The following is a 20,906-nucleotide window of genomic DNA, read 5'->3' on the forward strand; positions in this document are numbered from 1 at the left end:
AGTCTTCTCAACGGCGGAAACGCAAAACTTCGTATGGCACGAATAAATGCGTATAATGGTTTGCAGAGGCCGCGATGCAAACTGCAACTCAAACCGATGAACTGATCGTCTGGACGAAGCCGCAGGCGCTCGAAGAAGCGAAATCTGTCTTTGCGTCTTATGGCCCGAAATTCCGCACAGCGGGTAATGAGAAGGGTCCCGTTTTCAGCAAAGGGCAAGTGGGCGTCGTCTACCTGTCCCATTCCGAGGAGGACAGCGCGATCGAGACGACCCTTGCCGCGCTTCGCAATGCTAAGGTCTCTTCGATTGTCTTCTACGTTCCCCATCAGTCCGCAGACTTCGCATTCAAGGTGGGAACAATGATGGGCCGGCGGAAAGGGATTAGCGCGGAGTGGGCGTTCAACTTTCCGCATTTGCGGCAACTCCTCAAGGCGCGGAACATTCGTGCTCACGTCCGCCATCAGGAGAACCATGCGAGTTCATTCGATCTACTCGAAGCAAGGCGACGCTTGGGGTTGAGTCAGACGCAGTTGGCAAGCGCCTTGAACGTGACCGTCCGAACACTCCAAAACTGGGAGGTTGGGAAAGGCACGAGTCTGTTGGCAAAGAAGACAGGCGACCTCCGCGATCTTCTATCCAGAATGGACGACTATGTCGTAGCTCCCAAGGAGACGGAGTGGCTCTCCTCCCCTCTGGAAGCTTTCGGTAGTCGCACACCGCAGCAACTGATTGTCGAAGGCCGGATGCGAGACATCGTGATTGAGTTCGACAGATTGCGTGAGGGCCAGCCCGTTTGACATTCACTGCCAAGCAGCGTGCCGCAATCAAGAGTTGGATTGGCACGGCAGGCCCCGTCACGGAGACGTTCTTTCGTAGTGTCGAACGGCGATGGATGGACCCCGACGATGTCCTGAGCGGAGAGGGCACAGTGGCCAGCGGAGGTCGCTTTGCGGCTGTTGGCGTGCGTGCTGTGTACCTTTCGACAACCGATACAGGCGCCAGCAAAGAGACCACAGCACGGAAGTCGCGGCTCGGGGGTTCAGCGCTCATCAGCACGGCGAAGTATCCGCGTGTTGTGTTTGCCGTGACGGCCAGACTGGAGCGCGTGCTGAGACTGGAGTCCCTCGGATCATCTGGTCCAGGTGGGGACGTTAGGAAGGCCTGCCTCGATGAAAGCGATTTAACAGCATCCGTCTATGTCGCGACGCAACTCGAAAAAGCCGGTATTCAAGGAGTGATCTTTCCGAGCGTCGTCGAAGGTGGCGACGACAATTTGATCGTCTACGTCGCAAACTGTAAGGCAGGTGCGCTCAGGATTCAGAATGAAGACGAGTTCATTCAAGAGGCAACGAAAATCGCCGCAAAGCGTCAGGGCCTTCAACTTCTTAATGACAATTTATGATCGGCGATTTTTTTACTTCTCCAATTTGCCGTTGAGAACAGCTTCTACTGTCTCCAAGAGCTTTTGAGGGCCACTCATTTGATGTACAAAAACGTCGCTCTTCTCGATGCACGGACTCGTCACCGCCGCTAACACTAGAGTGACAGTCTTTGGATTGATCGAGTGAGCGGTCATGATCGCGCGTTCGCAGTCCGAAGAAGACAGCGTATGGCAGAGGAGGAGGAGGGAGATGACCCTTTGATTCAGCTGACATTCAACTTCTTCAAGACTTGCGGACCGTGCGACCTGAAACCCGGCGCTCTCCAGAAGTCGAGTGCGCGTGTCGAGCAACATCGCGTCGATGCCAAACACGAGAATCCATTTTCGCTCGGACATTCACTGTCTCAGAACAACGCCTCGTATGGAACTGTATCCACTTCTATAGTATTCGTTCCACAAGTGCTGTCTGTCTGTTGGGAAACATAGAGTGAGATTTTGAGCCATGCGCGAATAATGGGTGACTGCGTTGGGCACGTCGTGGCGGTGCTATTCACCCTTCAAATGCTCTCGCCATCTCCGCAAACTGCCGACCCTAAGCTCTTCGCCGGCAGCCCTCATTCTTTCGAAGGGCGAGGCTCGCTCCTCAGTGATATCTGGCAGTCGCAACCGACCGGAATCACGCTCCATCACCTGACAGGCGGGACAAATGAACTTCGTGGTCACAGCCGGGTTGTCGCTTCGACGTACTTGCCAATCTGTCGAGTCGATCTCGCTCAGCAATTCGCTCATCGGAGCAGTTCCCGTCACATCGCTGTCGCACATTCCAAACCTCGAAGCACAGGCATCACAGTCGAGCACAAACGCGGTACCATCGGGGTACTTCGAAACTCCCTCGGCGAGCATCCAGATCGGCATTCTCATAGACTAACTTTCGAAGTCTGAAGGCATCCAAAAACGGCTGGAAAGCCGTCCCAGAAATCGCCATTTGAATCCCCATTTCGCGTGTGGGGAAGGGCGTGGGGGACGATGTGGAAAACTCGCATATCTCCTTTATTTACAACGCCTGTGTATCCCTGGGGGGCAAACAAAACACCTAAAACTTGAACTTCCTCGCACCTCCCCAAACATCCTCGCACGCGAGGATGTTGTTGTTCTACAGTGACTTACAGGAAAATAAAGCGCGTGAGCGTCCGAAGGCGTGTGAGTGCAGGCGGACTTTTCTGCGCTTACGAATGCGGTCATCAACAAGGGATGTCGTGATGCGAAGGCGATCATCGAGAGCCGATCATGCCAACGACGCGGCACGGCGTCAGATGAATCGACGGACGCAATCTCTTGGCGGGCGGCCATCAGCGACTTTGTAAAGTCATAGAAAGCGTCTTCTCCAGCGATCGTCTCACTTGTGCCGTGGGTTCACTCCTTCACTTTCGTCATGTGGTATCAGTCCGCCATACATCGGGGCCGACGCACAACCATGCGGGACACGCTAAGTGGAGCTGGTGAGACGGGTGCCGACGGCTGCGAAGAAGTCAGCGAGTTTGCTGGAGAGGCTGGACATGGACGCGATGGCGCCGAGGGCGATCAATGCGGCGATGAAAGCGTATTCGAGCACGTTCTGTCCCGTGTCGTCGCCTATGAGATCGCCGAACAGGATTTTACACATGTCCATGACAGCACTTTAGCCTCCGGGATGTCACGGAGGTATCCCCCGGAGGTGGTATCAAGATGGTCTTGGATTGGACGATTAGCTATCGCTTCCATTGATAGAGAACGGTTTGGCGTGTTGCACCGTCTTTGGCGGGAGCCTGGGTGAAGCTCTCGGAGTCAAGGTCTACGAAGGTCTGGCTGAGGCTGGCGAGGTTGCGGGAGAAGAAGGCCGGGGTCGTGCCGGCGGATGGCGAGGCGGAGTGATCGAGCGTGGCTGTGAGATGGAGAAATGGCGGACGCTCAGCACGGTGACTGAAGCCAGCGATGGTGGAGGCGATGCGGGGGGAGTGGGTAGCGGTGCGCTGCGCGGAGAGGAGCTGATGGAGGGTTGGGTAGTCGGACGCGAGGACGCAGGTGTTGCCGATGAGCGCGAAGGTCAGGGATTGGGGGCCTTCGAGGCTGTATGAGGAGCTGCCGCCTTCGTCGCGCTGAGTCCACTGCAGGCTGGTGCCTGGCGAGGAGAGGCGTGGGAGCAGGGCAGCGGTGAGGGCTTGCTGGAGGGTGGTGGGGCTCCAGGGGGCGGCGGCCGTGAGGGCGACGGCGGTGTGGATTGGAGTGAAGGTGCTGGGAGCGGGGTCGACGGTAGAGAAGGAGAGAAGCGACGTGGGGGTGGCGGAGGAGAAGAGGGTGCGGAGGGCGGTGAGGGCTTGCTCGCGGGGTTGGGCGGGGAGCGTGGGCTCGTCGATGCGCTGCTCGAGGTTGGTTGAGGTTCCTGATTCGGGGGTGGAGAGATCCGCTTGCGGGGCGATGTGGGTGTCTGAATGTTCCGTGGGTCTGCGGGAGAGGAGCTTGTCCTCAAACTGGGTGAGGATGTCTGCTGTAGTGGGGGCGGACTGAGCTCGGTAGACGCCGAGGCCGGGTGGGACGAGGTCGAGGACGGAACTGAGGTCTGAGGTTTGGGGCTGGGTGTCCGGGTCGGCGGGGATGAGGACGCGCTCTTCGCGGAGAGCGTCCGGGGAGCGGTAGAGATCGCTGAGGGCGGCGATGTACTGCTTCGTTTCTGAGACGTTCTGCTGAATCCAGTAGCTGCGGAAGTAAGGGGAGCGGACGATCTTGGCGAGGTTCAGGGTCATGCGGAGATCGCCGGGGGTCTTGCTGGCAGCGGCTATGGTGGTGGCGTACCAGGTGTCGTTGAGGAGGGTGCGGCTGGTTGCGGCGGCTGGGTGCTGGAGGAGTTCAAGGGCGCCGGCGAGGAGGTCTTCGCGGGTGGCGAGGAGGAGGTAGTCGCCCTGGACGGCGAAGGCTACGGTGCGGGCGGGCTCCTGCTGGGTGCGGACGAAGAAGGTTGCGTCGCCTGCCTTGCGCTGCTCAAAGCGGTCACGGAGCTGGAGAAGCGGGGTTTTGGCGGCGTCGCCGGGCGGGAGGCGAGTGATGTAGAGGAACTCGAGATTGCCGATGTCGTACCAGGCGAGGAGGCTTTGACGGCCGGCGATCTGCTGGAGGAAGTTTGAGTCGGGTGGGAGACCGGCGGTGGTGGCGAACTCATCCTGGGCCTGGCTGAGACGGTCAAAGAGGCGAGAGCGGGAGAAGCCGGCGTAGTTGTCGCCAGCGAGCCAGCGCTTGCGCTCGGAAGAGTGGGTCCAGGCGGCAAGGACTGAGGCGAAGTCTGGGGATTCAATGGCGAGGAGGGCCCCGGGCGGGGCATAGGAGGCTAGGGGGGCAGGTCCCGGTGCGCTGGATTGGAGGGCTGCGTAGACTGCTCCTCCGCAGAGGATCAGCAGCAGGAACGAGATGAGGGGGATGCGGAGAGATCTCATTTAGGCACCTGGGCTGCTGCGGCGGTGAGACGGGGGCGTACGAGGTTGGTCTGGGTGAGGGCGTTCTGGAGGATGGGAAGGCGGGAATTGTTCTGACGCTGGAGGTTCAGGGTGTCCTCAAGGGTGGTGATGCGGGATTGGAGGGTGAGCTTTTGGGGTGGGGCGTTTGTGAGTTCAAGGGCTGCCTGAAGGTCTGTGATGGCCTCAGCGGAGGCGTGGGTGTGTTCATGCATGGAGGCTAGAGCCAAGGCGAGGGACAGGCGGGAGGCGGGGGTGTTGAGGATGGAGTCGACGGAGTATGGGATGTCGAGTGTGGGCATGGTGTCTGTCTGCGGGGCTTCGTTGTCTGGCTGGGCGTCGTCTGGGGTTGCGGGTGGGGCGAGGAGGGAGCGAATGGCTGGGAGGATCGGCTCGATGGCTGCGCTGGCTTGCTCATCGTGGGACTGGGCTAGTTCCGCGTGGAAGAGCTGGAGGCGCAGGCCGTTGCGCATGGCGTCCGGGGCGATCTTGAGGGCATCGCGCAGTATCGTGGAACGCTGTGCGGGCGTGGCCTGGGTCGCTGCGAGGATGCGGGCGTATACGAAGTAGGGTTGATCGGCTTGTTGGGGGGTGGCCTTACCGCTGGCGACCAGATTGAGCTCCGCGCTGCTGAACTGTTTGGCGGTGGGTGCGGAGTGGAGAGCTTCTGCAGCTTGCGCGCGCAGGGCGTAGGGTGCGTCGTCGCCCGCGGCCAGGGCGGAGAGTGTGGCTGAGGCCGCAGAGGTCTGTTTGAGGGCAAGTTGCGCCTGGCCGAGGCGTAGGCGGAAGTTGGGGTTCCAAGGTGTGCCGTTGGCGAGGCGGGTAAGCAGGGGTAAGGCTTCGGCGTTGTGGCCGGTGCGGACGAGGAGGGTGGAGGCGGCGTCCAGGTTGTCGTAGAGATTGCCCTGGAGGGTGAGGCGGTTGAGGAGATCGAGTGCGCCGGGAAGGTCGGCGGTGTCGATGCGGGCTTCCGCGAGAGCCAGGTAGTCAGGCGCGGTGAGGAGTTGTTGCTGGAGCTTCTGCTGGAAGACGTATTCGAGGAGCAGGCGGCTGTTGGCGCTGTCCTTCTCCAAGCGAAGCCGGTTAGCAGCCAGCGAAAGTTGGCTGAGGGAGGGTGCCGCAGATGGGTCTGATTGATATGTGGCAAGCAGCGCGGGCAGTTGGGATTGACGGGCAGCGAGGACGATGGAGGCGAGTTGGAGGGGATCATCCTGACGCTGGGAGGCGGGGATGGAGTCATAGAGGTGCTGTGCGTCGGCGATGCGGTTGGCGGTGATGAGCCAGTTGAGATAGGTGGTCTGGACGGTCGTGAGCTGGGTAAGGGAATAGTCGTCGTATCCCGTGGATTGGGCGGCGGGCTCAGACTGCGGATGCCCCTGGAGAAGAGCGATCTGGAGACGGTAGACGCGTTCCATCTGTGGCTTGGGGAACCAAGGCTCGTATGCCAGTGCGGAAAGGCTGTTGGACTGCGCCGAGAGCGGCATGGACTTGATAAGCGAGATCATCCAGTCAACTGCTTTTCCGAGGTTTTCCTTTTCAAGCGAGAGCCACGCGGAGTGCAGGAGTTCCGAGGAACGGTAGTCGCCGTTCTTTCGGAGATAGGCGTCCAGGACGAGGCTCATGCCGGGCTTCAACTTTGCGCCCAGTTGATGGTCGTGAGCTTCTTTGGCGAGAACGCCGAACTGGGTCCAGAAGGTTTCTGGGACAGCGTGCTCGTCCACCATTGCGCGGAGTTTGGTGAGACCTTGATTCCATGCGGCGAGAGCTTCTTCGTGGCGATTGGCGGACCAGAGGGCCTCCGCCATGGCGATATTGGGTGTGGGGTCTATGGGGTCAAGCTCGATGGCGTGGCGGTACTCTCCGAGCGCACCGTCTACGTTGTGCGCGTCGAGATAGAGCTGGGCGAGGGCAAGGTAGCTGGCGGCATCGTTGGGAGCGTGCTCGATGTCAGACGGCAGGAAGTCTTCCGGATCGTGTGTCGGTTTAGGAGATAAGGTCAGCCAGACGCCGTAGCGTGAGCCGTAGTAGAACCATGGATCGCCGACAAGTTGCCTGCTCTTGTCTGGCCTGGATTGCAGGCGCTCGCCGATGGTCTGATCGGCCAGCGCTGCCTGGAAGGCGGAGTCAGTGGATGATGACATATCGGCGAAGTAGAGACCGAGGAGAGCGGAGTTGGCGCTGGCCCAGACAGGTGCGCGGCCGAGGGAACGGTTTTGCAGAGCTTTGTAAGCGAGAGGCTGGGTGGCGTTTGCCAAGACGAAGTTTGCAGCTTGATCCGCAACGTGACTCTTGCCGGTGGTGAGTTGAAGGAGAGCGGTTAGGTCACCGGCGAGGTAAAGCTCGAAGAGACGCTGCTCTGCCTGTTGCTGTTGATGGCCGAGGACGAGCTTGCGGAGATCGGCGATCTCATGGGTTTTATCGCCGGCGTCGCGCCATGCTCGCGCGGCCATGGTAAGGACCTTGGTTTGGACGTTCGGCTTGACCAGCGCGGCGTAGGCATCGAGCGTTTGAGCGCGGACAATGTTGTCCATGCGGGAGGCTTCGAGTGTGTCGAACTCATTGAGCCGTGCGGTCCCAAGGCGGGGAGAGTTGAGGAGCACGTCGCGCCGCCAGACCGCCTCACGATCTTTGAGGCCGGCGGTGCGGGCGGCGGGAATCCATGTGGCGGCTACTTCCGCTGCGGGACGGTTGGCGCGCCGGGCGTCAAGGAGGGTGGCGAAGGAGGACTTTTCTTCGGGCGTGTAGAAGGATGCGACGGCGTTGCAGAGTTGCTGGACTGCGTCGCGATAGGTGGTCTGGGCCTGTTGCTGGCGCATAGCGACGAGACGCTTGCGCCAGTCTGCGTCCGTCACCGATGCGAGGCCTTTTTGCTCTACCTGCTGGACGATGACGGCGGGCGCGGACGGAGAGGTTGTGGAGGACTGGAGCAGGCGAGTGAGGAGGGCGAAAGCATCTGAAGCTTTGCGCTGGCGCGCGAGGAGACGGACGTAGAGGACGGCTCCGGAGTTATTTTGTGGTGTGGTGAGTAAGTCGTCGCCTGCGAGCTTGACGCCTTCTTCCGCGAAGGTCGTGGCCTGTGAGATCAGGTTCCAGGATTCAAGTTGGTCCGCTACGCGGAAGTTGTTTCCGGCAGAGGCTGGGCGGCCTTCGATCCGGGCGGTCTGCAGGGCTTTGACGGCGAGGTCCGGCTTGCCCTGGCGGGCACGGGCGAGAGCGGACTTTTCCATCCATTGCGGATCGCGGTAGGTAAGGAGATAGAGGCGGTCGTAGTCGGCGCAGGCCGCGTCAAAGGCCTGCTGATGCTCTTCAAGATCGGCGCGGGCGATGTATAGATCTGGCCGGTCCGCGCGGATGGCGATGGCCTTGGAGTAGGCGGCGAGAGCGCCGGGGTAATCTTCGAACTGGACGTCGACGCGGGCGAGATCGATGAGGAAGCGGGAGTCTCGAGGGGAGTTTGCGGCGGTCTTATTGAGGAAGGCGATGAGGCGTGTCTCGCGAGCGTGCAAGCGGGCGTAGGAGGCTGCGGCCTGAAGAATGGTGGGGTCTTCCGGGAAGGCACTGATGAGTGCGATGTGTTGGTCGATGGCGCCGTCGTAGTCCTTGAGGGTGGTGAGGGCGGGGATCATGGCGTGGCGGGCGAGGGCGATCTTGTCTCGCTTTTCTGGCGCTGAGAGTGGGGCGGTCTTGAGAGCCGCGAGGGTGGAGGAGTAGAGATCGCGGAGTGCGGCGTCGTCATGCGCGAGGGAGAAGCTTTGCGCTTGAAGGTTCAGGTATTGGGGGTTGAAGGGATCGGCGTTAAGCAGGGGTTTGAGGAGGGTGCGAGCGCCTATGTAGTCTGCGCTCTCATTCGACTTCGCGATGGCTTCGAGGGTGTAGCCGCAGGCTAGGGTTGGGTTGGCTTCATGCGAGGCCTGGACGAGGGTGGCGACGGCTTGCTTTGGCTGCTTGTTGTTCCAATAAAACTCTGTGGTGGTGCGGACGACGCCGATGAGCTTTGGGTTGGACTGATGGACCGAGTCGATGAGGTGAAGTGCGCTGGGGAGATCGCCCGCGTCGCGGAAGGCGTTGGCGAGTTGGAATTGAAGTTCGATGTGCTGGATGGGGTCAGTGGCGAGAGCGATCTCATGTTGGATTGCGCTGCGGTATTGAGCGGGAAGTTGATGGGCCTGGCTGAAGGTTGCGAGTTGCTGGAGGGAATCCACGGTGGTGGATTTGTCGATGGCTGCTTCGACGAGAGGGGCGATGGCAGATTTCTGCTGGAGGGCTTCGAGGATGTCGGCGCGGAGTTCAAGGGTGGCGAGGGTGGGATGCGCGGATGCGGCGGACGCTGTGGCTTGATCGATGAGGGTCTTGAACTGCGGGCGCGTGGCGAGGGTGAGGAGGCGGCTGTGGGCGTCGGATTCGGTGCCCGCTTCGGATTCGGTACCGTGGGTGTGTGCAGGCTCGGCTGTGATCGCGGCTATGTACTCTGCGATGGCGCGGGGGACGTCACGTTTGTTCTCGTCGATTGCGCCCGCCTGATAGGCGTAGAGTGCAGGGTTATTGAAGTGCTTGCGGGCAGATTCGATCTGGGCGAGGGCCCCGTCGAATTGGAAGTAATCCCAGAAGACGGTGGCGGACTCGAGGTAGCCGTCCGGGAGCCCGGGGTGGATATTTGCCATGGCGAGCCAGTATGGGGCGGCCTGGGTCAGCTGATTGCCGGCGTCAAGGTTGAGGCTGGTTGCAGTGCTGTCGGCGTAGGTGTCGCCGATGGTTGCGAGGTGGTCGAGGTTGGTGGGGTCGGCTGCGGAGAGATGCCGGCTGATGTTGACGGAGTGGGCGATCTGGGTAGGATCGAAGTAGGCAAGAGAGCGGAAGACGCTGGCGGCCTCCGTGCCGATGCTTTGTTCTGCCGGGTACTGATCAGCCAGTTGGCCCAGCAGCGGCGCGCTCTGCTCAAAGTGGGATTGCCAGAGGTAGAGCTCGGCGAGTTCCTGTGCGGCTGCGGGATTTTTTGTTTGTTCGGCCGGTGAGGGTGCGAGCGCTTCAAGGGCGGCTAGTTCTGTGGGGAGCTTCTGGGTGCGGCTTAGTAGATCGAAAAACTGGGCTTGCAGGTCCGGGGACTCCTGCCAATGCTCACGGAGAAGTCGCTCGTGCGCTGCGGGGTCTGCGGTGCCTTTGGTCTCGTAGGCGGAGAGGAGGTTTCGCGTGAAGGCGAGGTCATGAGGGAAGCGCTGGTGGGCGTAGAGGTTGAGCTGGAGGTAGGCCTCTGGCCAGGTGTGATTGACGTTTGCGAAGTACTGCTCGAGGTCTGTGCCTTCGAAGGTATCGACGACCTTGCGGGTGAGGGTGGAGAAGTCCTCGCGGTGGCGCTCGCGGAGATAGAGGCGAGCGAGCTTGTTATAGAAGCTGGTGTCGTTGAAGCGGGCGAGGGCCTGCTGGTAGACCTGCTCCTGCTGGGCTGCGAGGTTGTTCTGCTGGAGGAAGTCTGCAAGGCGCTCGTAAAGGAGCGGATCGTTGGGGTTGCGGTCTAGTTCCTTCTTGAGTACGGCAAGTGCGGCGGGAAGTTGGTTGGTCGTGGCGAGACGCCCGAGGTAGCGATTGAGGATCTGCTGGTAGGCCTGGGCTTTGGCGGTGGTGGAGGGTGGGGTGGGGGTCAGGACGAGTGCCTGCTGGAGCAGGGCTGCCGTGGACGGAGGCGCGGAAGTTTGGACTTCTAAGGTCTCGGTGTCCGTGGCTGAGGGAGTAGTGGCGGGCGCTTGAGTGCCTGCTGCGGTCAGGGGCATGCCTTGCAAAGGTGCGGAGAGTTCCGTGAGCAGGCTTTCGTACAGGGCGAATTCAGCTTTGGTGTCGCCGGTTCGTGCATAGGCGTCGGCTAACTGCAAGGCAACTTGCATGCGCTCTGGCGCTTGTGTGAAGTCGGCGAGGAACTTCTGGCCGGCTTGCTTGACGGCGGTGTCGTCCCCGTAGGTCGCGAGGGCCTGGATGAGATCGGCATGAAGGGCTGGGCGGGCGGTTGAGGTGGGGAAGCGCTGGTCCAGGCCGGTGAGGAGTTCTGCTGCCTTGGCGCGGTGGAAGTATGGGACGGCCTTTTGCTCTTCGCTGCTTAGCTCAGATGCAGGGTTTTGGGAGTTGAGCCAGAGGGAGAGGATGCCGTTGAGATAGCCGGGGCCTCGGTCGATGGTGGCAAGGTCGCCATAGATGGAGAGATTGCCGGAGCCCAGGTCGATCGCCTGATCAGGCGCGTTAAGGAGGATGTGGATGATGCCTGCTAGACCCGCTTCTTCAGGTGACTGAGAGGTGGCGGCGAGATGGCCGGGCGTGGATGCGAGGGCGAAGTAATAACGTGCGGCCGATGGATACTGCGAGAACCGGCTAAGTAAGGTGGCGAAGGTGTAGAGCTCGTCCGGAGACCATGGAGTGTGGCTCGCATCCTTGCCGGCGGCGTAACGGGCTATGGTGTCAGTTGCGGCTTGGGTTCGGCCTTGCTGCTGGAAGTAGAAGACGATCCGGGTGGCTGCGTTGAGATCGTCCGGATGTTGCACAAGTTGAGCTTGTGCATTGGTCAGCATGGCGTGGGCTGTGTGGGTCGCGGTAAGGAGCTGGAAGTATGTCTGGATCAGGTCAGACGGCCAGAGAGGTTGATACTCCTTGTCGAAGAGGGCGAGGGCGCGGGTGGTTGCGTCTGGAGTGTTCTGGTCCAAGGCCAGGAGAGCGGTGGCCTTGATGGGCAGGATCTGGTCCTGGGGGAAGGCGGTCTGGTAGTCGGCGATGGCGTGCTGGGTTTCGTCGAAACGGCGCTGCCGGAGGAGGGTTGAGATAAGGGTTGCGCGGGGGGCTGGTTCTTGTGGGTAGCGGGTGATCCAGGCTTTGTCGATGGCAAGGGTAATGTCGTCGGAGAGGCCCTGGTCGTGGGCTACGCTTAGGGCGCGTGGGTACGCCATCCAGGCTTGCTGTTTGTCTGCGGAGAGGAACTTTTCAGTTGCAGAAGATGGCAAAGAGGCGGCTTGTTGAAGTGCGGTGATCTCCTGCTGGGCCTGGTTGCGGCGATGGTAGTAGTCGGCTAGTTGGAACTCTGCAGCTGCGGATTCTTTCGAGTGCGCGGCGAAGCTCTTCCAATCCTGTTCTGCGGCGGTGAAGTCGAGCGCCTGCTCATCCGCATGGGCACGCAGTGCGTATAACTGCGCGGTATCAGGTTTGGCGGAGACGAGCGCGGTGAGCTCGTGCTGTGCCTCCGCGGGTGGGCGTGGGTAGAGCATGCGGATGCCGGGGAGATCCATCGTGCGGTAGAGCGCGGCTTCGATGGAGGAGTTGGAGACGACGGACTGCATCCAAAGCGGCAGGTCTGCGCGGGCTGCGAAGGTTGCGGGGACAGCCAAGGCAACGAGGACGCCAATGCGGGCGAGGGTGCGATCAGGGAATGACCTCAATCCTCACCTCCTGCGATCCGACGTTGTGTGCGAGGTCTTCCCCGGTGACCGAGAGGGTGTAGGTCCCGGGGGCCATGGTGTCCGGGATGCGGAGTTGACCGGTGTTGGCTGCAGCGGCGTTGTTCCAGCGGAGGTCTACGGGTGCCGCGCCTTCAAGGTGGGCGGTGAGGGTTTGCGTTGAGGCTGGGGCGCCGGCTTTGACGAGCATGATCTCGCCACGATGGAAGCGTATGCGCTCCAGCTTGATGCGTATGGTGGGCGGTGTGGAGTTGATGACGAAGCTCTTCTGCTCTGAGTAGGTATTGCCGCGAACGTCGCGCAGGATGAGACGGACCTGGTAGGTGCCGTCGCTCATGTCGGTGGGGGCGAGGAAGCGGGTCTCCCAGAGGCGGTCGCTGTCAGGGCCCTTGGTTGTGTCTTCCGATGGCAGGTGGCGAAGCGGCTTGGTGAGGCCGAAGGGGAAGAGGGCGATGACGGAGGTGATGGTGGGGTCGGTGTGGATGCGGAGGACGGGATCGCCGGGGCGGATGACGCGCGGGCGCAGGAGGGAACGCGGGGCGGCAAGGAAGGAGGTGTAGGGCGTGACGAACTTGTAGCGGCGGGAGAGCTCGATGATCTCGTCGATGGCGGCGCGGGACTCGCCTTCGCGGGTGATTTGATCGAGAAGGATGTTGACCCTGGCCTGAGCCCAGAGGCGCGGGAGTTGAGGATGCTCGAGGGACTCCGCCGGGAGATCCAGGGTGGCTGAGGCTATGAGAGGCTTGCCTTCGCGGTCGGCCTGGGCGGTGAAGGTGACGTGTTTCGTGGGGGTGAGGTAACGACCGACCCAGGCTGCGAGGGAGCCGGGGTAGACGGCCTCATCGAGGGGATAAACATTTTGTACGGAGGCTGATGGCGCGGCCTCGAGGTGCAGTCCGGGCGTGGGATGTGAAACGCTGTGGGCGAGGAAGACGTCGAGCTTGGGCTGTAGGGGCTCGGTGGTTAGTACGTTTTCAAAGAGGCCGTCGTTGCGGGCGAGGAGGCGCAGGAGCGGGAGGTTGGCGTCGTCACCGATGGCGAAGACATTGGTGCGGGGATGGGTGGAGTGGTTCCACTGCTGGGTGTAGGCTGCGGCGATCTTGTTGTCGAGGATGGTGACGCCACGATCGGAGTTGCCATCGGTGAAGAGATAGAGGCTCTGGTTTGGAGACTTGGCTTGCGTGAGCGCGGCGGCGAGTGCTTTGCCTAGGTCCGTTCCGCCACGGAGACGACTCGCTCGAATGAATTGCAGGGCTTCCTGGACGGATTCAGGAGTGGCTTGGGTAGGGTCTGGACGGAACCAGGAGAGGTCTTGGTTGAAGAGCATGAGGGAGAAGCGGTCGGTCGGTTGAAGGCTGCGGAGAACAGTTTCAAGAGCTGCATAGCTTCGTTCAAGCTTGTCCCATTGCATGGATAAAGACGTGTCGAGAAGAAGGATCACATTGCGTGGCTCTGATGCATGGGTGGTGGCGGGTGGCTCCGGCGCGATGAGGGTTTGGGCGAGGAAGAAGCCGGGCTCTGGCTGCGGGGGCTTGGGAGATCGCTCGGTGGCGGATGGGAGAGGCGGGTGCGGGTTGCGGAAGGTGGAGACGATCAGGGTGTCGGCTGCCTTGGGATCGAGAGTCCATGTGGCGGCAAGATCGTCGGTGAAGGTTACGTTGTTGGACTGCCATACGCCGACGACAGTGTGAGCATCCTGCTTGCTGAACTGCAGGGGAAAGGCCTGATTTGTGAGATGGAAGTTGGAGATCGCGATTGACGAGTGGAGTTCAATGTGAATGCGAAGATGGGCTGCGGTCTGCTGCGCCGCGTCTGCTGGTTTGAGGGGAAGGACGAAGCTTTGGCCGAGACGATCGACCTTTAATTTCTGGTGGTATTCAAGCTCAAGGCGCTTGGTGCCGTAGGCGGGGATGGGGGTGATGTGGGCGGTGAAGGTGGAGTCGGCCTTGGGGTCGGAGCCGTCGCGCTCCCCGGCTTCGAGGAGGCCGGGATCGATGGCCTGGGCGCGGGCTTCGGAGTAGATCTCCTCGGCGCGTTTGCGCTCGAGGATGACGGCAGGGATGCGGACGGGACCGTCCCAGACGGCGAAGTCAGAGACGGTGCTGCCGGTGGGGAGGGCGAAGGTATAGTTGCCCTCTTCGACCTGGTTGGTGTGGTTGGCGAAGATCTGCGTAACGAAGATGCGGGCGTCGCCGTTGTCGATGACGATCTCCACGTTCATCTCTTCGAGCGAGAGGACGGCTGGATCAGGCTGGTCCTTGTCCTTGGGGACGAGGACGCCGGATTGGCTTCTCGCGGGGATGAAGGCGACAAGCAAGAGTGCTAAGAGAAGCTGGATGCGAGCGCTCATGGGAGCCTCGCTTCTTCGACTCGGACAATGCCGTTGTCTGTGCCTATGTAGAGTTCGCCATCTTTCTCGGCGAAGGCTGTGACGTTGCGTGAAGGAAGTCCCGCGGTGATCTGGGACCAATGTTGCGAGGAGATGGTGTAGACCAGAAGACCGCTCTCAAGTGAGCCGGCGAAGATGTGTTGGCTGGTGCGGAGCATGGCGTTGGGATTGATGACGGCGGTTGTGTTGGCTCCGTTGAGGGGGGTGACGTGGCCGGTGCTGTCGACCTCTGTGATGCCACCGCCGTAGGTGCCGACGAACCAGGTGTCGGATGCGGAGGGATGCGGCACGCGGACGATGGCGGTGATCCAGTTGCGCTTCAGGCCGGAGTTAGAGAGGGTGAGGTTCTGGCGGACGGCGCTGTCGTCCAGGACGGAGATGCCGCCGAGGGTGCCGGCCACAATGTGGGCGCTCGTGGTTTCGCTGGCGAGGGTGTAGACGTGATTGTTGACGAGGCCCTGGAAGGTGTAGAGGCTCTGGGGGCCGGCGGGGGTGAAGAAGGTGAGGCCGGCGGGAGTGGCGAGGGTCATGCCGGTGCTGGTGAAGGCTACGTCGGTGATCTGGTCTGAGATGAGGCCGTCCTTGCGGAGGAGGATCTGGCGTTCCTTGGGGGTGTTTGCGGTGGGATCGAAGAGGACGAGACCGTTGGCGGTCGCTACGTCCATGGTGTGGCGTTGCGGGTCGGGTACGATGCGATTGACGCAGAAGATGTGGTCGTCCTCGACATGCTCCGCATGGCTGGTTGTGAGGTCGAGGACGTCAAGGCCGTGGTCGAAGTAGCCGACCCAGAGACGACCGTCGGGGGCGAAGTTGAGGGCGGCTACGTTGCGGTCGGAGAGGGTTTGGGACGGCGAAGTGGTGATCTTCTGCCAGCCTGCGGCTCCATCCTGGCGTAAGAGTCCATCCTGTGAGATGGCGAAGAGGGTGCCGTCTGCCTTGAAGAAGTGAGTGATGCTGAGAGGCTGATTTGAGAGAGAGATTCTGGATGAGTGGGCTGTGAGCGGGATCTGGTTCAGGCCCTGATCGAGCGTTGCGACCATCAGGTTTGATTCGCCGAGGGCGAGGGAGTGGGCGAAGAGGCCTTTGCCGAGGGTGCGGGTGGGGCGGCCGTTGGTGAATTCGGCTACGCCCAGAGGGGTGGCGACGTAGGAGGTGCCGTCACGGGTGATGATGTCTTCTACCTGGTTGTCAGGGAGGCCGTTGGTCTGGTCGAAGGATTGAGTTTCGCCGGCGTGCCAGTGGAGGACTCCGCGGGTGCGGGTGCCGGCCCAGATGTCGGACTCGTCTCCGGCTAGTGCGGTGATGGGGAGGGTGGCGTAGTCGGCTCGGAATTGGGTGAGGGTGATGCCGTCGTAGACGAGGAGGCCAGCCGTGCGGGTGCCCAGGAGGAGGGCTCCGGAGGCTAGCGGGAGGAGAGCGGTGATGTCGCGTTCGGCGAGATCTCGGGGAAGGATTTGTTGGATTGGCTTGCCGGGACGGAGGATGAGGAGGCCTTGGCCCTGGGTGGCAGCTAGGAGGGTGGGTAGGGGGTCTCCGCGTAGGCGGGCGGTGGTGAGGGCGACTATGGGGGCGGAGGGGAGGTCCTGGCCGGTGCGGAGCCAGGTGCTCCCGCTGGCGATGCCGCCGGGGCCGGCGAGGTAGAGCTTGCCGGCCAGGGATGCGCCGGTGGTGAAGGTGTCGGGTGGGGCTACGGGCTCGAAGAGGGGATGGGAGGAGGCGGGTTCGAGGGTGATGGTGTCGAAGGGGAGGGAGCCGGAGGCGGCGACTTGGCGGCGGATGGTGTGGAGGCTGGATTCGACGTGCCAGAGCGTGAGGCAGGCGGCTACGGCTACGGCTGACAGGAGACCGGCTGAGACAGCAAGACTGACCTTACGCATGGAGCTCGTGGCACCCGAGAGACTGCTTGAGATGACACTGTAGCAGGAGCCAGATGGAGCCTGTGGATAACTCCTCCGGAGACGGGCTCACAGGAAATCGACCCCTCGACCCCTACCTGGGTAAAAGTACCCAAAGTCTTCAAAGCATGTGACTTAAGCCTGGACTTCCGGTTCCGGGCCGATCATGACCCACTGGCGAGAATACGGCGGTAGTAGCTCTCGTAGTTGCCGATGATGGTGTACGCGCAGAAGTGATCCTGGGCGGTTTTGCGGGCGGCTGCGGACATGGCTTCGAGGCGGCCGGGGTCGGCGAGGAGGGCTATGGCGGAGTGGGCCATGGAGTCGACGTCGCCGGTTTCGAAGAGGAGGCCGTTGACGCCGTCCTCGATCAGCTCCGGGACGCCGCCGACGCGGGTGGCGATGGCGGGAACGCGGCAAGCCATGGATTCCAGGGCGGCGAGGCCGAAGGACTCCATCTCCGACGGCATGACCATGAGGTCGGCGACGGGCAGGAGCTCGTTCACGTTGTCCTGTTTGCCGAGGAAGTGGATGCGGTCGGCGACCTTCAGTTTGCGGGCGAGGTACTCGGCTGTGGAGCGGTCCGGGCCATCGCCGATGAGCATGAGGCGGGCGGGCATGGCGTTGGCGACGCGGGCGAAGACCTGGATGACGTCCGCGACGCGTTTGACGGGGCGGAAATTGGAGAGGTGGACGAGGAGCTTCTCTTCCGGACGGGCGAAACGGGGGCGCATCTCTGCGATGAGGTCCGGCTTGGCGATGTAGACGTCGCAGTTGACGAAGTTGCGGATGACCTCGATCGGCTTTTTGACGTGGAAGAGCTTTTCGGTCTGCTCGCGGAGGTAGCTGGAGATGCTGGTGACGCCATCGGACTGCTCGATGCCGAAGCGGGTGATGGGGAGGTAGCTGCGGTCGAGCCCAACGAGGGTGATGTCCGTGCCGTGGAGGGTGGTGATGAAGGGCAGGTGGAGGCCGCGGGCGGCGAGCATCTGCTTGGCGAGATAAGCGGAGACGGAGTGGGGGATGGCGTAGTGGACGTGAAGGAGATCGAGCTCGTAGAACTCGGCTACCTCCGCCATGCGGGTGGCGAGGGCGAGGTCGTAGGGCGGGTGCTCAAAGAGGGGGTAGTGGAAGACCTCCACCTGATGGAAGTGGATGTTGGACTCGCGGCCGGTGAGGCGGAAGGGCGGGGAGCTGGTGATGAAGTGGATGTCATGACCACGGGCGGCGAGCTCAATGCCGAGCTCCGTGGCGACGACGCCGGAGCCACCGTAGGTGGGGTAGCAGGTGATGCCGATCTTGAGGCGGCGATCGGTGGGTGTGGCGGGAATGGGTGGTTCGTACGTCATAAGACCTTTTCGTAGCCGGTGAAGGGTTCAAAGTGGCCGGAGGCTCGCTGGAGGCCGGGGATGCCGAGGTTCCCGTAGTGGATGAGTTGGGGAGCGTCCGGGGTTCGTGAAAGTTCGGGTATGACTTCGAGTAAGGCTTGAAGTTCCTGCTGGCGGGAGGCTCTGAGGCGGGTGTTGATGGAGGTCAGGGCTGAATCGATGTGGCCGGGGTGGCAGCAGAGCTCAAAGGTGCCCACCGGGGGCAGGGCTGAGAGTATGGCGCGGAGGGTAGGAGCGTCAAGGGTGCCGGTGGCGGCGATGCCGAGGGTGCCAGTGGGGAGGAAGCCGTGGAGGGCGGGCTCGCGCGCGATGCGGCGGAAGGAGGGGGCGAAGAGGTTGAGGATGCGGAGTTGGACGCGGCGGGCGAAGGGTGCCTGGGCGAGCTTTGCTGACCATGAGGGTTCAAAGGGGTAACGAATGGCGGGGATGCCGCAGCGCTGGGCTATGTGAAGGACGGGCGCGGAGATGGCGGGGAAGATGTGGGTGTGTTTGTGGGTATCGATGTGGGTGACGTCTATGCCGGCGCGCTGGAGGCGCTGGATCTGGGCCTGGGTTTCGCGGGCGATATCGTCTGGCTCAATGGTGCCGCGGAGGGCGGCCTGGGCGAAGTCCGCGAGGGATGGGCGGAAGGTCTTGCCGTCGGCTCCGAGGAGGGTGGGAATGGACTGGGGGTGTGCGGCGGGGAAGCCGTCGACGAAGGTGAGGTGGCAGCCTATCCCGAGGGTGGGGTTTGTGCGTGCGAGGGCGGCTGCGTCCTCAAAGGCGGGTGCGGTGGCCATGAGGGTGGTGGAGGTGAGTGCACCTGCGTGGTGAAGTTCGACGATGCCGCGATTGATGCCGGGGGTGAGGCCGAAGTCGTCGGCGTTGAGGATGAGGCGGGCGGGCATGGCTGATTGATTGTAGGGGGTGGAGCAGGAGTGAGGTTAGAAGAGGTCGCTGTCGAGGGTGGCGATCATGGGGAGGCCCGGTGCTACAACTTCATGGAGGCGATGGTCGTTCGTGAGAAAAATGTTCACTCCAGCAGCAGAGGCGATAGCGAGATGCAGAGCGTCTAGAGATTTCAGACGGTAGTCCGCGCGAAGCATAGCAAAGACGCGGGCGGCCTCAGGCGGATAGTCGTAAAGCGTCATCCGGGGCGAGGTAAAAAATCCCATCATACGGTCGGCTACGTCTGGACGGTTACGCTTCAGGGGGCCGACCAGAAGCTCTCCCAAGACATACGAGCTTCCGCAGAGCCTATCGTCCCGCCGTTGCATGGAGAGATAAATCCGTTCAATGCGATCGATGTAAAGAAGGTTTCCCTCAAACCAGTAGACGTGAACATCTGTGTCCCAGAAGACCCGCCTCAATGCTCCCAGCTCTCACGAATCTCCTGAAGGACAGCCTCAGAACCGCCTAGCTCGGCGTAGATATCCTTGCAGATTCCGCGCAGACTATCGAATACGGCCATAGCGGCTGCGATTTCTGTCTCCGAGCGAGGTCCCTCAGGAGTGGGGTCGGCCTGCAGATCAAGTTGATACGTATCGATGCTTGCCATGACGCCTCCTATTACCATCTTGAACTCTTGACCGACAAATATCTATAAAAGAGTCGAATGATCTATTTTTTGCGGGTGCGGAGGAGGTCCTTCCAGTCGTGTTCGGTCTGGTCTGCGTAGGCGGTGGCGAAGCGGAGGATGGCTTTGTCGAAGCGATCGGTTTTGCCGAGGTAACCGGCGATCATCAGAGAAGAGCCGGAGCGGGCGTGACCGCGGGCGAGGAGTTCTCCGCAGAGGTCCGCGTAGTGGCAGAGGGCCGCGGGGCCAAGGCCGAGGAAGTCGATGGAGGCCTTGTGATCGTTGAGCTGGCGGACGAGGAAGTCGCGGCCATCGATGGTCGTGTAGCCGAGGAAGGGATCGGATTGAAGCTGCATGGCCCTTTGACCGTTTTCTACGCGTCGTCCTTCGTTCAGCTTTGGGCGGACTGAGGCGGGCAGGTATGGGGCCCATGCGGAGGCGGGTTCTTCTTTGATCTGCAGGAAGAGTGGGTCAGCGGGGCCGTTGCCTTCCAGGTAGATGCAGTAAGCGCGGAGGCCGACGGAGCCGGTGCCGACGACCTTGAAGGCTACATCTACGGGGCGATAGCCGGCGAGGAAGTGGCGGCGTTCCGGCTGGAGGGTTCGTTTGTACTCCGCGAGTGAGGCGAGGATGGGTGCGGACTCCGCGGGGCTAAGGCGGGTGAGGATGGGCGGGTTGGATTTGAAGCGGCGTGAGGCGGTGAGATCGCCGTCTTTGGTCTTGGCGGGCTCTGTGAGGGTGTCTAGATTGTGCAGCGGTGAAGAGTGCTCGGCTTTGGCGAAGACTGTGGTGAGGGCATCAAGCTGGACCTGGCGATGGATTTGGTAACGGGCCATCTCTAGGATGGGCAGGGCGGCGAAGAGGTGAATGCTTTTGCGATAGCGCTTGAGGAAGACGGCGGCGGCGGCGCGGGCTTCACGCTCCTTCGCACCGGCTTCACGGCCTGCGAGGATGAGGCTGGTGGCGAGGCGTTTGACGTCGAACTCGAAGGGGCCCTGGATGGTCTCGTCGAAGTCGTTAATGTCGAAGATGAGCGAGCCGTCGTAGCCTGCGTAGGCTCCGAGGTTGAGGACGTGGGCGTCGCCGCAGAGCTGGCAGAGGATGCCGGTGTGGGGGCGGCGGCCAAGGTCATAGGCCATGACGGGGACGGCGCCGCGGAAGTAGCCGAAGGCGGTGGCAGCCATGCGTTCGTCACGGAGCTTCAGGAGCTTGGGGATGCGGCCGCGCATGGCGGCTTTGAGGATGTCTTGCGCGGATTGTTCACGGTGCTCCGGCGACCATTGCTGGTGGCCGGAGCGGGCGACGACTTTTCTGGCCTTCTGGCCGTGGGTAAGGTCTGCAGGGACGTGCTTGGCGGTCTTCATGGGAGTCCAAGTGTATCCCTTCAGG

General features: G+C 61.8%; 14 protein-coding genes. 2 read left to right on the forward strand and 12 right to left on the reverse strand.

The features are described from left to right. Positions 1-74: 74 nt before the first annotated feature. Together ACIX9_RS07275 and ACIX9_RS07280 are read left to right on the forward strand one after the other, a co-directional pair. On the forward strand, positions 75-797 hold the full coding sequence (locus ACIX9_RS07275; protein ID WP_013579831.1) for a helix-turn-helix domain-containing protein: 723 nt from the start codon (positions 75-77) through the stop codon (positions 795-797). Further along, positions 794-1,402 (forward strand): RES family NAD+ phosphorylase, encoded by a 609-nt coding sequence (locus ACIX9_RS07280; RefSeq protein WP_013579832.1) that lies wholly within the window; start codon positions 794-796, stop codon positions 1,400-1,402. The genes ACIX9_RS07275 and ACIX9_RS07280 overlap by 4 nt, the downstream gene beginning before the upstream one ends. A 12-nt stretch (positions 1,403-1,414) precedes the next feature. Here ACIX9_RS07280 and ACIX9_RS07285 read toward each other — a convergent pair whose 3' ends face one another. The 12 genes from ACIX9_RS07285 to ACIX9_RS07340 form a co-directional block, all read right to left on the reverse strand. Continuing rightward, complete coding sequence (locus tag ACIX9_RS07285) at positions 1,415-1,777, reverse strand: hypothetical protein (RefSeq protein WP_013579833.1); 363 nt, start codon at positions 1,775-1,777, stop codon at positions 1,415-1,417. 150 nt (positions 1,778-1,927) lie between these two features. Then, positions 1,928-2,296, reverse strand: a complete 369-nt coding sequence (locus tag ACIX9_RS26355; RefSeq protein WP_198152175.1) for a hypothetical protein — start codon at positions 2,294-2,296, stop codon at positions 1,928-1,930. A 571-nt stretch (positions 2,297-2,867) separates the two neighbouring features. After that, on the reverse strand, positions 2,868-3,050 hold the full coding sequence (locus ACIX9_RS07295) for a hypothetical protein (RefSeq protein WP_013579834.1): 183 nt from the start codon (positions 3,048-3,050) through the stop codon (positions 2,868-2,870). Between the two features lie 79 nt (positions 3,051-3,129). After that, the gene (locus ACIX9_RS07300) at positions 3,130-4,845 is read right to left on the reverse strand and encodes a hypothetical protein (RefSeq protein WP_013579835.1); all 1,716 of its coding nucleotides are present in this window, start codon (positions 4,843-4,845) and stop codon (positions 3,130-3,132) included. Then, positions 4,842-12,272, reverse strand: a complete 7,431-nt coding sequence (locus tag ACIX9_RS07305; protein ID WP_013579836.1) for a tetratricopeptide repeat protein — start codon at positions 12,270-12,272, stop codon at positions 4,842-4,844. Before ACIX9_RS07305 ends, ACIX9_RS07300 begins: the two co-directional genes overlap by 4 nt. After that, complete coding sequence (locus tag ACIX9_RS07310; protein ID WP_013579837.1) at positions 12,256-14,640, reverse strand: VIT domain-containing protein; 2,385 nt, start codon at positions 14,638-14,640, stop codon at positions 12,256-12,258. The genes ACIX9_RS07305 and ACIX9_RS07310 overlap by 17 nt, the downstream gene beginning before the upstream one ends. Next, positions 14,637-16,556: a ligand-binding sensor domain-containing protein gene (locus ACIX9_RS07315; RefSeq protein ID WP_013579838.1), complete on the reverse strand. Its 1,920-nt coding sequence runs from the start codon at positions 16,554-16,556 to the stop codon at positions 14,637-14,639. Before ACIX9_RS07315 ends, ACIX9_RS07310 begins: the two co-directional genes overlap by 4 nt. A gap of 182 nt (positions 16,557-16,738) precedes the next feature. Continuing rightward, positions 16,739-17,923, reverse strand: a complete 1,185-nt coding sequence (gene bshA / locus ACIX9_RS07320; RefSeq protein ID WP_013579839.1) for an N-acetyl-alpha-D-glucosaminyl L-malate synthase BshA — start codon at positions 17,921-17,923, stop codon at positions 16,739-16,741. Then, on the reverse strand, positions 17,920-18,849 hold the full coding sequence (locus ACIX9_RS07325) for a ChbG/HpnK family deacetylase (RefSeq protein WP_013579840.1): 930 nt from the start codon (positions 18,847-18,849) through the stop codon (positions 17,920-17,922). Before ACIX9_RS07325 ends, bshA begins: the two co-directional genes overlap by 4 nt. A 36-nt stretch (positions 18,850-18,885) precedes the next feature. Beyond that, positions 18,886-19,311, reverse strand: a complete 426-nt coding sequence (locus tag ACIX9_RS07330) for a type II toxin-antitoxin system VapC family toxin (RefSeq protein WP_013579841.1) — start codon at positions 19,309-19,311, stop codon at positions 18,886-18,888. Beyond that, a complete protein-coding gene (locus ACIX9_RS07335) occupies positions 19,308-19,499 on the reverse strand; it encodes a hypothetical protein (protein WP_013579842.1) in 192 nt (63 codons plus the stop codon). Before ACIX9_RS07335 ends, ACIX9_RS07330 begins: the two co-directional genes overlap by 4 nt. 62 nt (positions 19,500-19,561) lie before the next feature. Beyond that, positions 19,562-20,881, reverse strand: coding sequence for a DUF2252 domain-containing protein (locus ACIX9_RS07340; RefSeq protein WP_013579843.1), 1,320 nt, complete (start codon positions 20,879-20,881; stop codon positions 19,562-19,564). Between the last annotated feature and the right edge of the window lie 25 nt (positions 20,882-20,906).

The sequence above is a fragment of the Granulicella tundricola MP5ACTX9 genome, from assembly GCF_000178975.2.
GTDB classification, from domain to species: domain Bacteria; phylum Acidobacteriota; class Terriglobia; order Terriglobales; family Acidobacteriaceae; genus Edaphobacter; species Edaphobacter tundricola.

Coding starts and splice junctions, on each gene's coding strand:
- ACIX9_RS07275 (WP_013579831.1), top strand. CDS start 75: ATGCAAACTGCAACTCAAACCGATGAACTGATCGTCTGGACGAAGCCG.
- ACIX9_RS07310 (WP_013579837.1), bottom strand. CDS start 14,640: ATGAGCGCTCGCATCCAGCTTCTCTTAGCACTCTTGCTTGTCGCCTTC.
- ACIX9_RS26355 (WP_198152175.1), bottom strand. CDS start 2,296: ATGCCGATCTGGATGCTCGCCGAGGGAGTTTCGAAGTACCCCGATGGT.
- ACIX9_RS07325 (WP_013579840.1), bottom strand. CDS start 18,849: ATGCCCGCCCGCCTCATCCTCAACGCCGACGACTTCGGCCTCACCCCC.
- ACIX9_RS07335 (WP_013579842.1), bottom strand. CDS start 19,499: ATGGCAAGCATCGATACGTATCAACTTGATCTGCAGGCCGACCCCACT.
- ACIX9_RS07340 (WP_013579843.1), bottom strand. CDS start 20,881: ATGAAGACCGCCAAGCACGTCCCTGCAGACCTTACCCACGGCCAGAAG.
- bshA (WP_013579839.1), bottom strand. CDS start 17,923: ATGACGTACGAACCACCCATTCCCGCCACACCCACCGATCGCCGCCTC.
- ACIX9_RS07285 (WP_013579833.1), bottom strand. CDS start 1,777: ATGTCCGAGCGAAAATGGATTCTCGTGTTTGGCATCGACGCGATGTTG.
- ACIX9_RS07315 (WP_013579838.1), bottom strand. CDS start 16,556: ATGCGTAAGGTCAGTCTTGCTGTCTCAGCCGGTCTCCTGTCAGCCGTA.
- ACIX9_RS07295 (WP_013579834.1), bottom strand. CDS start 3,050: ATGGACATGTGTAAAATCCTGTTCGGCGATCTCATAGGCGACGACACG.
- ACIX9_RS07300 (WP_013579835.1), bottom strand. CDS start 4,845: ATGAGATCTCTCCGCATCCCCCTCATCTCGTTCCTGCTGCTGATCCTC.